The sequence below is a fragment of the Halococcus sp. IIIV-5B genome, assembly GCF_003602035.1.
Lineage (GTDB): Archaea > Halobacteriota > Halobacteria > Halobacteriales > Halococcaceae > Halococcus > Halococcus salsus.
The window spans coordinates 16210-29724 of the sequence record NZ_QZWE01000016.1; the positions used below are offsets into that span (position 1 = coordinate 16210).

At 67.6% G+C, this 13515-nt stretch carries 13 protein-coding genes; 8 read left to right on the forward strand and 5 right to left on the reverse strand.

The annotated features are described in order from the left end of the window. Positions 1 to 58 precede the first annotated feature (58 nt). Together D3261_RS11700 and D3261_RS11705 are read left to right on the forward strand one after the other, a co-directional pair. Complete coding sequence (locus D3261_RS11700) at positions 59 to 1162, forward strand: CNNM domain-containing protein (protein WP_120072590.1); 1104 nt, start codon at positions 59 to 61, stop codon at positions 1160 to 1162. Between the two features lie 73 nt (positions 1163 to 1235). Continuing rightward, positions 1236 to 2198, forward strand: coding sequence for a sugar phosphate isomerase/epimerase (locus D3261_RS11705; protein WP_120072592.1), 963 nt, complete (start codon positions 1236 to 1238; stop codon positions 2196 to 2198). Positions 2199 to 2233: 35 nt separating this feature from the next. Here D3261_RS11705 and D3261_RS11710 read toward each other — a convergent pair whose 3' ends face one another. The 3 genes from D3261_RS11710 to D3261_RS11720 are packed head-to-tail and all read right to left on the reverse strand — an operon-like array spanning position 2234 to position 5355. Continuing rightward, complete coding sequence (locus tag D3261_RS11710) at positions 2234 to 3577, reverse strand: sodium:calcium antiporter (protein WP_120072594.1); 1344 nt, start codon at positions 3575 to 3577, stop codon at positions 2234 to 2236. A 59-nt stretch (positions 3578 to 3636) separates the two neighbouring features. After that, positions 3637 to 4848: a cation:proton antiporter gene (locus tag D3261_RS11715; RefSeq protein WP_120072596.1), complete on the reverse strand. Its 1212-nt coding sequence runs from the start codon at positions 4846 to 4848 to the stop codon at positions 3637 to 3639. After that, on the reverse strand, positions 4849 to 5355 hold the full coding sequence (locus D3261_RS11720) for a cation:proton antiporter regulatory subunit (RefSeq protein WP_120072598.1): 507 nt from the start codon (positions 5353 to 5355) through the stop codon (positions 4849 to 4851). Between the two features lie 191 nt (positions 5356 to 5546). Here D3261_RS11720 and D3261_RS11725 point away from each other — a divergent pair, with 191 nt between their 5' ends. From D3261_RS11725 to D3261_RS11750, 6 genes are all read left to right on the forward strand, one after another. Beyond that, positions 5547 to 6167 (forward strand): metal-dependent hydrolase, encoded by a 621-nt coding sequence (locus D3261_RS11725; RefSeq protein WP_120072600.1) that lies wholly within the window; start codon positions 5547 to 5549, stop codon positions 6165 to 6167. Positions 6168 to 6215: 48 nt separating this feature from the next. Further along, positions 6216 to 6797 (forward strand): GNAT family N-acetyltransferase, encoded by a 582-nt coding sequence (locus tag D3261_RS11730; protein ID WP_120072601.1) that lies wholly within the window; start codon positions 6216 to 6218, stop codon positions 6795 to 6797. 124 nt (positions 6798 to 6921) lie between these two features. Beyond that, entirely contained in the window at positions 6922 to 7638 is a 717-nt protein-coding gene (locus tag D3261_RS11735; protein ID WP_199694000.1) for a phosphatidylcholine/phosphatidylserine synthase, read from the forward strand. After that, positions 7631 to 8392 (forward strand): PHP domain-containing protein, encoded by a 762-nt coding sequence (locus tag D3261_RS11740; protein ID WP_120072605.1) that lies wholly within the window; start codon positions 7631 to 7633, stop codon positions 8390 to 8392. The genes D3261_RS11735 and D3261_RS11740 overlap by 8 nt, the downstream gene beginning before the upstream one ends. 178 nt (positions 8393 to 8570) lie before the next feature. After that, positions 8571 to 8891, forward strand: coding sequence for a hypothetical protein (locus D3261_RS11745; RefSeq protein ID WP_120072607.1), 321 nt, complete (start codon positions 8571 to 8573; stop codon positions 8889 to 8891). Between the two features lie 44 nt (positions 8892 to 8935). After that, positions 8936 to 10189: a sulfite oxidase gene (locus D3261_RS11750; RefSeq protein WP_120072609.1), complete on the forward strand. Its 1254-nt coding sequence runs from the start codon at positions 8936 to 8938 to the stop codon at positions 10187 to 10189. Between the two features lie 26 nt (positions 10190 to 10215). Here the strand turns inward: D3261_RS11750 and ppk1 are convergent, their stop codons facing one another. Further along, on the reverse strand, positions 10216 to 12702 hold the full coding sequence (gene ppk1 / locus D3261_RS11755; protein ID WP_120072611.1) for a polyphosphate kinase 1: 2487 nt from the start codon (positions 12700 to 12702) through the stop codon (positions 10216 to 10218). Then, entirely contained in the window at positions 12695 to 13411 is a 717-nt protein-coding gene (locus D3261_RS11760; RefSeq protein WP_120072613.1) for a metallophosphoesterase, read from the reverse strand. Before D3261_RS11760 ends, ppk1 begins: the two co-directional genes overlap by 8 nt. Positions 13412 to 13515 lie beyond the last annotated feature (104 nt).

The window sequence follows — 13515 nt, forward strand, 5'->3', positions numbered from 1 at the left end:
GCCGGGACGTTCGGCGGGTTCGAGGCGTCTACACGACGGCCGCAGTGGAGGGCCAACGATGAACGCGGTCGAGATCGGCATCCGGCTGCTGGTCGGGGTCGGGTTGATCCTCGCGAACGGCTTCTTCGTCGCGATCGAGTTCGCGCTGACCCGAGCCCAGCAGTACACGAAAGAGGAGTTCGTCGAGCCGGGCGATCGTGGTCTCGAACGGGCGTGGGAGATGACCCAGAACCTCGAGATCTACCTCACGGGCTGTCAGATCGGGATCACGGCGTCCAGCATCGCGGTCGGGATCGTGGCCGAACCCGCGCTCGCGGCGCTGTTCGAGCCGGTGTTCGGCGGCACCGTGCTCGCCTCGCTCGGTGCGGGGGCGATCGTGGCGTGGCTGATCATCAACCTGTTGCACCTCACGCACGGCGAGCAGGCCCCGACGTATCTCGGGGTCGAGCGCGCGAAACAGGTGTCCCGATACGGTGCCACCCCACTGTACTGGTTCACCAAACTCATCTGGCCGCTGCTCCGGATCGGCGACGTCTTCGCCAAGTGGACGCTGGGGCTGTTCGGCGTGGAGATGACCGGTGCGTGGCTCGAATCCGGCGACGACGACGAGGACGTCGAGGGCCGGGCGGACCTCCACAGACACATCGAGTCGGTGCTCGACGAGAGCGACCTCGCCGGCGAGCGACGCGAGGAGGTGCTGAACGCGCTGGTCGCGGGCGATATGTCGATCCGAGGAGTCATGGTGCCCCGCGAGGAGGTCGTCGCGTTCTCGACCGAGAACACACCCGCCGAGAACCTCGCGATCCTCGAAGAACACTCCCACTCGCGGTATCCGGTGGTCGGCGAGGACCTCGACGAGTTCGTCGGGGTCGTCTACCTCCCGACGATCGCGAGCCGGTACGACGACCTCGCGAACGGTGCGGTCTCCATCGAGGAGCTCGCCGCCCCGCCGATGACGCTGCCGGCCGACGAGGAGGTCAGCGACGCGATCGACCGGTTCCAGGCGGAGAACCAGGAACTCGCGCTGGTCGAGGCGGACGGCGAGGTCGTCGGGCTGTTCACCGCCACCGACGCCTTCGAGGAGGTCATGGGCGAACTCGACGACCCCTTCGACGAGGCGGAACGGCGCGACCGCCGTCGTGGCCGGGGATCGCCCACCTGAGCCGGCGGCGGTGAGCCCCGGCCACCGGTGTGGGACCTGAAGCTTTATTCGTCCGCCCGGAGAGGTCCCCTGTATGCAGATCGGCGTCCTCACCGTTCCATTCGGCGGCCAGTCGCTCGACGAGACCTGCTCGTACCTCGCGGACCTCGGGGTCGAGCGGGTCGAACTCGGCTGTGGCGGCAGTCCCGGCGACGACCACCTCACGCGCGCCGACTACCTCGACGACGACGACGCACAGTCGGAGCTCCACGCGCTCCTCGACGAACACGGGCTAGAGGTCAGCGCGCTCGCGACCCACAACAACCCGATCCACCCGGTCGACGACCACGCCGCCGAGGCCGACACCGAACTCCGCGAGGCGATCGAACTCGCCGACCAGCTCGGTGTGGACACCGTCACCACCTTCTCGGGGTTGCCGGGCGGGAGCCCGAACGACGAGGTCCCGAACTGGATCACCGCGCCGTGGCCAACCGAACACAAGGAGGCCCACGATTACCAGTGGGAGGTCGCCGAGGAGTACTGGAGCGAGATCGCCGAGGTCGCCGACGACCACGGCGTGAACGTCGGGATCGAGATGCACCCGAACATGCTGGTCTACGAACCCTCGGGGATGCGGCGACTCCACGAGGCGGCGGGCGACCGGATCGGCGCGAACTTCGACCCCTCACACCTCTACTGGCAGGGTATCGACGTCCCGGAGGCGATCCGGTATCTCGGCGACGCGATCCACCACGTCCACGCGAAGGACACCAAAGTCTACGAACCCAACTCGAAGGTCAAGGGCGTGCTCGACACCGCGCCGTACACCGAGGAGGCCGACCGCTCGTGGCTCTTCCGAAGCGTCGGCTACGGCCACGGCGAGTCCCACTGGAAGGACGTCGTCTCGACCCTCCGGATGGTGGGCTACGACGGGGCACTCTCGATCGAACACGAGGACTCGCTGACGAGTTCGCGCGAAGGGCTCGAAAAGGCGGTCGACATGCTCTCCCGAGCGGTCTTCGAGACCACGCCCGGGGACGCCTACTGGGCGGAATAGAACGGTATACGGTTCACGTCTCTTTTTTTTGGTCGTCAGTCGGCCCCTTCGGGCTGGTCCGACGTGAACGCGTCGCGGGTGTTCGTTGCGGTGTGGCCGAGCAGGGTCCCGAGGCTTTCACGTCGTCTGGCGAACAGCGCGAGACCGAGCACGACGTAGACGACCGTGTAGACGTAGAGTATCTGGATGCTGACCTGTGTCGCGGCCGGTTCGGCGATCGTCCGGATGACGTAGAACTCCGCGACGACCTGCGAGACGAACAGGAGGAGGAGCGCGACCGCCTCGCGGACGCTGATCTCGAGGTTCGTGAGGATGGCGATCGCGAAGAGACTCTGGGCGGCCGTGATCCAGATCTCGGCGGCCTGCTTCGAGTCGAACGGCAGCGTCCCGATTGCACCCGCGGAGATGGAGTAGACCACGGCGAGCGTGCCGATCAGGAGGGTCCACTGGTTGAGCTTCGAGGAGATGAGGGCGTTGAAACCGGCGGTCGAGCGGGCCTTGTTCACGAGGTAGGCCACCACGACGAGTTCGGGGCTCTCGCTCGCGAGCGGGGCGACCCACTGGACCATGAAGAACTCGGGGATCCCGTACTGGAGGCCGACCTGTTCGAGGCCCTCCGCGAACGGGTGGACCGCGGTGAAGATTATCGCACCCGAGAAGGCGAAGCCGACCAGGACGACCCCGATACGGGCCATCTTCGGGTAGGTCTGGAAGTAGGCCGGGACGCCGACCTGCTCCTCCGACTCCTCGACGTCGCCGCGGATGATCACGAACAGATAGAAGACGTAGAGGCCGACGAGCAGGAGAGTGTCGACCGGGCCGATCCCGCCGCTCAACGGGATGAAGAAGGCGAAGAGGGTCGCGACGAGCAGGAGGACGATCTCGAGACCGATCTCGCGGTCGAGGACGACGACGTCGGCGAGGAAGCCCGAGCGCTCCTCGACGGCCGCATCACCCGAGCGCTTCGCCCGGGAGATGCTGAACAGCGCGATGCCCGACCAGCCGAGGCCGATCAGGATCCGGTTCGCGCCGGTCATGTTGGCCACCGCGAGGTTGGCCGCCTGGTCCGACCCCGCCCCCGCTTGCCAGGCGTAGAGCGCGTCGACGGCGTACTCGGGCGCGACCGCCAGCACCGCCAGCACCGCGATGGCGAACGCCTGGGGGACGTCCTTCTCGGCGGTTTCGGCCGCCCACGCGAGCAGGAACGCCGCGCCGAGGATGGCGAGTCCGCCGACGGCCACCGCGAGAACCGGCAGGATGTTCTCCCCGGGGTGAACGGTTCCGTAGCCGCCGTACGAGAAGAACGTCACGATCCAGGGGATCGTGAGCAGTAGCGCACCGGCGACGGCGACGAGGGGATGACGAAACCGTTCGAGCATTGGCTCGGAAGTCGTGATCCAGGTATTTGTGTGCTGTTATCGGCCCGAACCGGGATCGATCAGGGCCGGTCCCCGCCGGTGAACGTGCGGGCGGTGGTTCGGAGTCCCGCCTCGACGGTGTCGGCCGCCGCCATCAGCGTCGTCCCGAGCACGCTCATGACGAGGACGTAGCCGACGGCGAACGCCGGGATCGTCTCGCTCAGCACCGGACTGCCCGACTGCGAAGCGACGAGCGCCGCGATGATCAGCGAGAACTCCCCGCGGGTCACCAGCCCGCAGCCGACCCGGACCGAACGGCGCGTATCGAGGTCGTAGAGACGACCCCCGACGTAGCCGGAGACGAACTTCGTCGGGGTCGTGAGGACGACCGCGACGGCGAGCACGCCGACGACGCCGACCACCGCTCGCGGGTCGGTGGTCAGCCCGATCCAGAAGAAGAAGACGGCCGCGAAGACGTCCCGAAGCGGGATCAGTCGTTCCTCGATGCGCTCGACGTGGTCGGTCGAGCTGAACCCCATGCCGACGAAGAAGGCCGCGACCGCCTCGCTCGCCCCGACCGCGAGCGCGCCGCCGGCGATCAGGACCGTGACCGCGACCGTCCGGAGCACGAACTGCTCGTCCGAGCGAACCCCGAGATACCGCTCGAAGAGCGTTTCGCCGAACGCGACGAGCGCGACCAGCGCGAGGAGAAAGCCCGCGACGACGGCGATCCCGGTCGCGGCCGTCGCGAGGTCGCCCCCGCCGGTCAGGACGGCCGCGAGCGCCGCGAGGTAGACCGCGATCACGAGGTCCTCGAAGACCAGCGTGCCGAGGATGGGGCCGCTCTCGGCGTTCGCGATCCAGCCGAGGTCGATGAGGGACTTCGTGATGACGGCGCTGGAGGAGATGTAGACGACCCCACCGAGCACCACCGCTTCGAGGACCGTCCAGCCGAGCGCGAGCCCGATGCCGACTCCGACCGGGAAGTTGATCCCGAGGTCGACCAGCCCCGCCTTCACCATCCGGTCGCCGCTCTCGAGGAGCTGGTCGATCGAGAACTCGAGGCCGAGGAAGAACAGGAGAAAAACGATCCCGAGCTCGCCCGCGACGGTGATCACCTCGTTGTCGCCGAGCGAGGGGAGACCGAGTGCGCCGAGGGTGTAGGGGTTGACGGCGAGCCCCGCGAGGACGTAGAAGGGGATCACCGACTGGTCGAGCGCCCGTGCGAGCGCGCCGCCGAGCGCGATGGCGGCGAACATCACACCGAGTTCGAGCAGGAGCGTCTTCGCCATTCAGGCCCCGGATTCGCCGTCGGTACCCCCGGCGGCGAGGTCGTCGAGGCGGCGGCAGGCCGTCTGCGACCCGAGCACGACGAGGGTGTCGTCCGGCTCGATCCGGGTTTCGGGGCCCGGGTTCGTGATGGTCTCCTCGCCGCGCTGGACGGCGATCACGGAAACCCCGAGTTCCTGTCGGAGGCGCGTCTCCGCGAGGGTGCCGCCGACGAGCGACGACTCCGGCTGGACCCGAGCCCACTCGATGAGGGTGTCGTCCGAGAGCACCGTATCGATCGTCTCGGTGCGGATCGGCTGGAAGTACGCCCCTTCGAGGATGGTTCCCACTTGGCGGGCCAGCCGGTCCGAGACCTCGAACAGTTTCTCGGCGTCGGCGTCGGGGTCCGCCCGAACGAACAGCTCGCGCCGGCCCGTGTTGTGGATCACGATCACCAGTCGCCGTTCGTCGTCGAGTTCGACCTCGAACTTCTTGCCGACGCCCGGGAGGTCGGCCTCGTAGACGGTCATGGTAAACGTCGGTCCGGGGGCGACAAAACGTCCCGGGTCGGGAGTCGGTCCCTCGAATCGCCAACACGTCGACGTTCCACAACCATCGTGAGCCACTGTTCTCTCCAACTCCCGATTTCTGGTCGCCCTTTCCGTATGCCACCGTGCCTCGCTCGACAGGGTGATAGGTGGACGGCGATGTGGTAGTCCCGATGATGGTCACGACCCACGTCCTAGTCGGGGTCCTCCTCGGCGCGCTCGTTTCGAGCGTCGCACCGACCGCGGCGGCGGTTCCGGTGGTGGCGGGCGCGGTCGGCGGTGTGTTCCCCGACCTCGATATGGTCCTCGACCATCGGCGGACGTTCCACTACCCGGTCTACTTCCCACTGGTCGCCGGCGTCCTGGCGATGGTCGCCGTTTGGGTGCCGACGCCGCTCGTGGTCGCCCTCACGGTCGCGGTCGGGGCGGCGGGACTCCACAGCGTCATGGACGTCTTCAGCGGCGGTCAGGAGCTTCGCCCGTGGGAACGCGTGGACGACCGCGCGGTGTTCGACCACCACTCGAACCGCTGGCTCCGGGCCCGACGCGTCGTCTACAGCGGGTCGCCCGGCGACTTCGTCCTCGGGGCGCTCGCCGCCGGGGGAGTGGCCGTCGCGGGCATCGACCTCGCGACACGGCTCTCGTTCGGGGTTCTCGTGCTCTCGGTTCCGTACACGGTGTTCCAGCGTCGGATCGCCGCCTCCGTCCCGCGTCGCTTCCAGACCCTCTCCGACTTCCTGAAGCACGGGCTCGCCCTCGGGGCTCATCGACTCCGCGACATCGTCCGGAAGTGAGTCCCGGAGACCCCGGGAGCTAAGACGCCGACCGGCGATGGTCCATCCGTGCCGCGCCTCTGGCAGCTCACCCGGAACCGACACGCGCGCCGGCTGTACGAGCGGTTGGCCGAGCTGGGGGTCACCGTCGCCACGCTCGACGTCTACGTCCACGACCACCCCGACGAGATCAGCGATGCGACACCCGACGCGGTGACCGTCGAGACGTACACCCGCGACGACCTCGTGAGAGGCGACCTCGCGACCGCCGACCCCGCGTTCGACGACCTCGTCGGGACCGACCGCGCCGTCGTCGCCCACGAGGACGGGGTGGTCGCAGGTTTCCTGTTCGTGAGCGGCGACCGGGAGGTGGCCGTGCCCGCGCTCGACGCGTCGATCTCGTACGACGGTGCCTACATCTGGAACGTCTACGTCGACCCCGCGTTCAGACGGCGCGGCGTCGCCACGGCCCTGATACGCCGTGGACTCGCGACGGCCGGGGCCGTCTTCGGGGCCTCGACCGTGCTCGCGCTCGTCGCCCCCGACAACTACCCGTCGAGACGTGCGTTCGAATCGAACGGGTTCGAACCCCGGCAAACCATCTCGTATCTCCGCTTGTTCGGCTTCGAGACGCGATTCGAACGTACCTGAACCGAAACCCGCCCGACGAAGTGATGGGTCGTCCCCGAAACCGCCCAACCATACATACGCATAAGAGACAGTCAATAGATTCGATACAGTATACCTATCTCGAAACGAACGGTGGACGTTCTCAGTGGCCGATAGAACAATGCCGGAACGGCTCGCGAACCGTGCGTTCGGCCGGTCCGTCGGTCGAACGAACCAGCCGCGCGGGACCGCCCACATCCTCGTTCGCCTCGATGTGGCCGACTACCTCAGCGTTCTCGCCCTGCTGTGTGCGTGGACGGGGATCGTCTTCCTCCTCTCCGGCGAGCCGAACTGGGCGGTGGTCGTTCTGCTCGTCGCCTTCGGGTTCGACAAGCTCGACGGGTTCGTCGCCAGGCGGTACGGCCTCGCCACCGACCTCGGCCGGCAGCTCGACGCGTTCGTCGACGTCTTCGCGTACCTGGTCTCGGGGGCGTTGCTGTTTCACGTCGCGCTCTCGCCCACCCCGATAGCGAGCGTCGTCGTGGGCTTTTGTGTGGTCTGTTTCGGTGGGCTGCGCCTCATCAGGTTCACCAGCGAGGGCTTTCGAACGGAGGCCGACACGAGCTACTACCGCGGGATCACCGTGGTCCACGTGAACGTCCTCGTGCTCGTCAACTACCTCCTCGCGGCGTTCGTCGGGGTCTGGAACGGCTGGCTGGCGGCGGGTACGGTCGTGCTCGCCTGCCCGCTGATGGTGTCGGAGTACAAGAGCTACAAGACCGTCAAGAGTCAGGCCGTGGCGGCGCTCGCGGGGGTGCTCGTCGCCGGGCTCTGTCTGGCGCTCGAATTCGGCGTCGTTCCGGCGGGGGTCATCGGTGGTTGACGCCGACTGGCCCGACGACGAGTCAAGCGACGGGACGGTCGCGTTCGACCCGCACGTCCACACCGAGGGCTCCTACGACGCCGCCGTCCCAGTGGAGCGCGTCCTCGAACGGGCTCAAGCGGTGGGCCTCGATGCGCTCTGTGTCACCGACCACGACACCATCGACGAATCGCTGCGCGCCGTCGACCTCGCGTCCTCGTTCGGGCTGGTCGCGATACCCGGCGTCGAGCTCTCGACCGCCGACGGCCACCTCCTCGCGCTCGGGGTCGACGAGTGCCCCGAGCCGGGGCGGCCGGTCGCCGAGTCGGTACGGACGGTCCGCGACATGGGCGGGCTCGCCATCGTTCCGCACCCGTTCCAACGGAGCCGTCACGGGATCCGTCGTCGGGACATCGTCGACTGTGACGGGATCGAGGTGCGCAACGCGTGGTCGATGACGGGCCTCAGGAACCGGAGCGCACGACGATTCGCCCGCGCCTGCTCGTACCCGAAGATCGGCGGGAGCGACGCACACTCGACCGCGACGGTCGGACTTACCTACACCGAGCTCGCGCTCGACCCCGACAGAGCCGACCGAACGACGGTCCTCGCGGCGGTCCGCGACGGCGACACCCGTGCCCGCGGTGTCCCCGCCCCGCGTCGCCGTTATCTCCGGAAGTTCGCGGCGAGCGCGGGCCGGAAGACCGGGTCGGCCGTCGCCGGCCTGGGCCGGCGGTTCCTGCGGGTCGACCACCCCGATGGCCGCTCGTCGTGAACGCGGTTCCCGTCGTCCTCGATTCGTTTCGCTTCGCTTCACGACGATGCAGCGGGAAACGGGTCGTTCCCGCGATGCGAGCCGTCCCCGACGTCTATTGATCCGATGCTCGCTTCTCAATATCACTCGATAGATTCGGGAGTCTAGGCTCAACTACCGTCGGCCCGACACGCGACCAATGTCGGAACGGGTTCTCGCCGATGGGGAGGAGGGCGAGCAGGGGTCCACCGAGCGCCCCCTGTCGCGGGCGTACGCGAAACTCGTCGGGATGGCCGACCGTCGGGAGGAGATCCTCGGCCGGCTCCTCGAACGATATCGGCACAGCAGTCGTCTCTCGCCGGTCCGAAGCCTCGCGTTCTGGTCGGCGATCATGCTCCCCTGCATCTATCTCCCGCTGTTCGCGACCGGACTGTCGAGCGGGGCGAAACGCCACGCGTTCGTCGTCCTCCTCGCGCTGAACTACCTCGCCTTCCTCGCGGGCTACGACCACCGCCCGTAACCACGGCCAATCTATAACTGGCCGAGCCCCGAAGCCTCCCTACAATGGCTATCGAGAGCCCACGGGAGCACCGTCACGAGGAGATCGAACGGATCGTCGAGACGAAGGGTGACGTGACGCCGACGCGCGACGAGGCCGACAAGTACACCGTCGTGGGAGCGGCCCACAGGCGGACCTTCGCGGACTGGCTCACGCCCATCGGGGCCCACTTCGTCTGTCACCGAAACGATATCCCGGCGGCCGACGCCGATTCGTGGACCGTCGCGCTCACGGGCGACGCCGAGGGGAGTCTCACGATGGCCGACCTTCAGGACTATCCGACGGTGGCGGTCGCGCACACGATGGAGTGTGCCGGCAACGGTCGTGGCCAGCACGATCCCGAAACGGGAAGCGTCCAGTGGGGATTCGAGGCAGCCGGCACCGCGGTCTGGACCGGGGTCCCAGTGAGTTCGGTGCTCCGCGACCACGGCATCGACGCGGCCGACGGTCGCTGGCTGACCGCCGTCGGGGGCGACCCGTCCGACGCCGAGGACGTCTTCGCCCGGTCGATCCCGCTCTCGAAGGCACTCGACGACTGTCTCCTCGCCACCGAGATGAACGGTCAGCCCCTCCCGCGCGAACACGGCTTCCCGGTTCGGCTGATCGTTCCGGGCTGGTACGGCGTCAACAACGTGAAGTGGGTCGACGAGCTCCGAGTGATGGAGACGATGGTCCGCGAGGACTCGCTCGACCGGCCGGGGAAACACGACTTCTGGCAGCAGGTCTCCTACCGGATCCATCCCGAAGGTGTCGAGCCCACCGTTCGTGAGACCATCGAGACGACCGACACGTGGGAGCAGATCGAGGGCGCGGTCGACCACCCCTACACGTTCGATACCAACGTGATGTCCGTTATCGGCCTCCCGGACGGCGAGACACCCGTCACGCCTCGGGACGACGGCACGGTCGAGGTCCGCGGGGTGGCGTGGGCCGGCGACGACCGCGTCGAGCGCGTGGAGCTGTCGACCGACGGCGGCGAGACCTGGGCGGACGCGGAGCTGTTCGGCCCCGACTACGCGGGCGCGTGGCGGCTGTTCCGGTACGACTGGCCCGCCGAGGCCGGCCGACACACGCTCTGTTCGCGCGCGACCGACGAGCGCGGCCGCCGACAGCCCGCGCGGATCGGGAGTCCAGAAGAGTGGCGGGACGCGCTTGATGACGACGCGTACCCGTGGAACGAGGGTGGGTTCGCGGCGAACGCGTTCGAGCCGAACGCGGTCACGGTCGAGGTCGAAAACGAGTCCCCTTCGACGGAGTAGCCCTCACGAGATCGGTCGATTTCACCTCAATCGTCCGCGGCCGAACCGTCGCCGTAGTACTTCGTGAGGAGCGCCGCGGCGGCCTCCGGGGTCGAGCGGTACTCGCGGCCGTCGTCCGGGGTTCGGACGGCGAATGCGTACCGCCGACTGTCGGGGACGTACCAGCGCTCCGAGTGGACCCGCATCGGGTCGGGGAGGTCGTGCGTCTCAGCCGGGGTATCGTCCGATTGTGCCGTCGCTTTGGTCGGCGTACCGGAGGGGTCGGTTGCCCTATCGGTATCTTCGGTCTCGGTCTCAGTCGCCCTGTCGTCGGATGGTGACACTTCGGGCTCGACCAGGAGATCGCTCCGAAGCCCGGGATGGGGCATCGAGTCGTCGGCCGTGTCGGTCCCGTTCCCGTCTTCGAGTGTGCGCGCCATGAGCACCGCCTGGGTGTTCACGACCGGTTCGTCCGCGCCAGGTCGACACTGGGTGTACGAGCCGTCGGCGGCCATCTCCCAGCGCTTCCGATTGTCGTGGCGCATCACGTCCAGCACGAAGCGGAGCTGCTTTCGGATCGCGGGGTCCTCGACCGGCGTGACCGCCTCCACCCGACTGTCGAGGTTCCGGGTCATCCAGTCTGCCGAACCGGTGTAGTACTCGGGGTCGCCACCGTTCTCGAAGTAGTAGATCCGGGAGTGTTCGAGGAAGCGCCCAACGACGCTATGGACGGAGACCGTCTCGCTGATCCCCTCAATGCCCGGTCTGAGCCGACAGATGTCGCGGACGACGAGGTCGATATCGACCCCTTCCATCGAGGCCCGATAGAGCTCCTCGACGATTTCGGGGTCCTCCAGCGCGTTCATCTTGGCGACGATCCGGGCGTCGCGCCCCTCGCGCGCGTGGTCGGCCTCCCGCCGGATCATCCGCGTGAACGCCGCTCGCATCGTGACCGGGGCGATGAGGAGCTCCCGGAACTCCTCGTCGAGCGTCGGGCCGGTGTAGAAGTTGAAGAGCTTCACGAGGTCGCGGCCGATGTCGCGGTCGGCGGTGAGCAGACCGAGGTCGACGTAGCCCTTCGCGGTCTCGGAGTGGTAGTTGCCGGTCGCGATGTGGGAGTAGAGGCCCATCCCGTCGCGCTCCTCGCGCACCACCAGCGCGGTCTTGGTGTGGGTCTTGAGCCCGATGGTGCCGTAGGCGACGTGGATCCCGTTCTCCTCCAGCTTCCTGACCCATTCGAGGTTGTTCTGCTCGTCGAAGCGCGCCTTGAGCTCGACCATCACCGCGACCTGCTTGCCGTTCGCGGCCGCCTCGATCAAGCTCTCGATCACCTTCGAGTCGCTGGCGGTACGGTAGATGGCGGCCTTGATGGCCCGGACGTCCGGGTCGGTGGCCGCTTCGTCGAGGAAGCGCTGGACGGTCTTCGTAAAGGAGTGATAGGGGTGGTGGACCAGGATGTCGTCGCGGCGGATCTCGTCGAAGATCGCCTTCGTGTCGTCGGTGCCATCGTGGTCGGCGTGTGTCTCGGCGAGCCGGGGGTGTGGCTGTGGGGTCCACGGGTCGCGTTTGAGGTCGGGCCGATCGAGGTCGAGCAGGTCGGTGAACTCACGAAAACCCAGCGGACCCCGCCGGAGGAACACCTCGCGGTCGTCGAGGTCGAGTTCGTCCATCAGGAGGTCGAGCATCGGCCCGGAGATCTCGGCCTCGGCTTCGAGCCGGACCACCGTGGCGAACCGCCGCTCCTCGATGACCTCCTCGATCATCGCCATCAGGTCCTCGGCGACCTCCTCGTCGCGTCTGACCTCGGCGTTTCGCGTCAGCCGGAACGTCGCGACTTCGAGCACGTCGACGTTCGGGAGCAGGAGGTCGAGGTTGCCCTTGATCACGTCCTCCAAGAGCACGTACCGCTCGCCAGCCTCGACGGCGATCAGGCGGGACTGGTTCGGCGGGACCTTGATCCGGGTGAAGGTCTCCTTGTCGTCGCGCTGGCGGCGGGCCCGGACCCCGAGCGAGAGGCTCAGGTTCGAGATGAACGGGAACGGATGGGCGGGGTCGAACGTCAGCGGCGTCAACGTGGGGAGGACCGACTCCTCGAAGAACGCCCGCATCGCCGACTGGTCGTCGGCCGAGAGCTCCTCCCACGAGCGGATGTGTATCCCCGCCTCGGCGAGCGCCGGGTGGATGGTCTCGTGATAGCACTCGGTCTGGGCCTCGAACAGCGGACGGGCCGTCTCCAGAACCGCCTTCCACTGCTCGGTCGGCGTCCGCCCGTCCGGCGTGCGCTGGGCGACGTCGGCCTCCATCTGCTGTTCGAGCCCGCCGACGCGTTTCATGAAGAACTCGTCCATGTTTTTCGTGAACAGCGCGAGAAATCGGACCCGTTCGAGCAGCGGCGTTCGCTCGTCGAGCGCCTCGTGGAGCACCCGCCGCTGGAATTCGAGCTGACTCAGCTCCCGGTTGAGGTAGAACTCGGAGTCCGAGAGGTCGACGTCCTCCCCACTGGTCGCCGTGGGCTGGCTCGCGCTTTCAGGCATCGGGCTGGGGGTCGGGGGTTCGAAGCGGCGAGACGGTCTTGTCGTCGTCCCGTTCCTGGTAGGTCTCCCGTGCGGGGACGTTCACGAACCGGTCCCGTGCGGTGTCGTAGGCCGTGAGCGACCCGCCGTAGACACAGCCGGTGTCGAGCCCGATCGCGTCGGGGCGGTAGACCGGCGCTTCGAGCGGGGTATGCCCGAAGAAGACCCGCGGCGGGCCCTCGTAGTACTCCCACCAGAACGGGCGGTCGTAGTCGCCACCCGTCCGCGGGTTTCGCATGTTCCGTAGGTCCTCGGCGTCGTGGTCGGCGAGCGGCCGGTCCGGGTCGACCCCGCCGTGGACCACGGCGTTGCCCGCCCACGAGATGACGGTCGGCAACGATTCGAGGTAGGCCCGGTCGGCATCGGTGAGCGCGGGTAGCGAGGCGTCGCCGCGGAAGAGCTTCGGCTCGTTGTTTCCCATCACCGACATCGCGTTCTCCATCCCCCGGACGAGTTCCACGACACCCTGGCTGTCCGGCCCTTTCCGGATCAGGTCGCCGACGAACACCACGAGGTCGTCGGCCGCCGGGTCGAGCGTTCGGAGGAGGGTTTCGAGCTCGACACGACAGCCGTGGACGTCACCGACGACGTAGATGGTCGCCCACTGGTCCGCGTCGATACGACGATGGCTGGTGTCGGCGGCCGGGACCGTCTCTTCGAGGTCGTCCATCGGTTGCCGGAGGATACACTACCGCAACGATAAGCTGCTCGAAATTCAAATATATACCGCTCTATTCCGAAAATATTCGTATTTTTCCACGTACCCGATCAATA

What these genes read in the sequence shown, in the direction of transcription:
- D3261_RS11725 (WP_120072600.1), top strand. Translation starts at nt 5,547, where the DNA reads ATGATGGTCACGACCCACGTCCTAGTCGGGGTCCTCCTCGGCGCGCTC.
- D3261_RS11715 (WP_120072596.1), bottom strand. Translation starts at nt 4,848, where the DNA reads ATGGCGAAGACGCTCCTGCTCGAACTCGGTGTGATGTTCGCCGCCATC.
- D3261_RS11705 (WP_120072592.1), top strand. Translation starts at nt 1,236, where the DNA reads ATGCAGATCGGCGTCCTCACCGTTCCATTCGGCGGCCAGTCGCTCGAC.
- D3261_RS11720 (WP_120072598.1), bottom strand. Translation starts at nt 5,355, where the DNA reads ATGACCGTCTACGAGGCCGACCTCCCGGGCGTCGGCAAGAAGTTCGAG.
- D3261_RS11710 (WP_120072594.1), bottom strand. Translation starts at nt 3,577, where the DNA reads ATGCTCGAACGGTTTCGTCATCCCCTCGTCGCCGTCGCCGGTGCGCTA.
- D3261_RS11750 (WP_120072609.1), top strand. Translation starts at nt 8,936, where the DNA reads ATGGCTATCGAGAGCCCACGGGAGCACCGTCACGAGGAGATCGAACGG.
- D3261_RS11745 (WP_120072607.1), top strand. Translation starts at nt 8,571, where the DNA reads ATGTCGGAACGGGTTCTCGCCGATGGGGAGGAGGGCGAGCAGGGGTCC.
- D3261_RS11760 (WP_120072613.1), bottom strand. Translation starts at nt 13,411, where the DNA reads ATGGACGACCTCGAAGAGACGGTCCCGGCCGCCGACACCAGCCATCGT.
- ppk1 (WP_120072611.1), bottom strand. Translation starts at nt 12,702, where the DNA reads ATGCCTGAAAGCGCGAGCCAGCCCACGGCGACCAGTGGGGAGGACGTC.
- D3261_RS11700 (WP_120072590.1), top strand. Translation starts at nt 59, where the DNA reads ATGAACGCGGTCGAGATCGGCATCCGGCTGCTGGTCGGGGTCGGGTTG.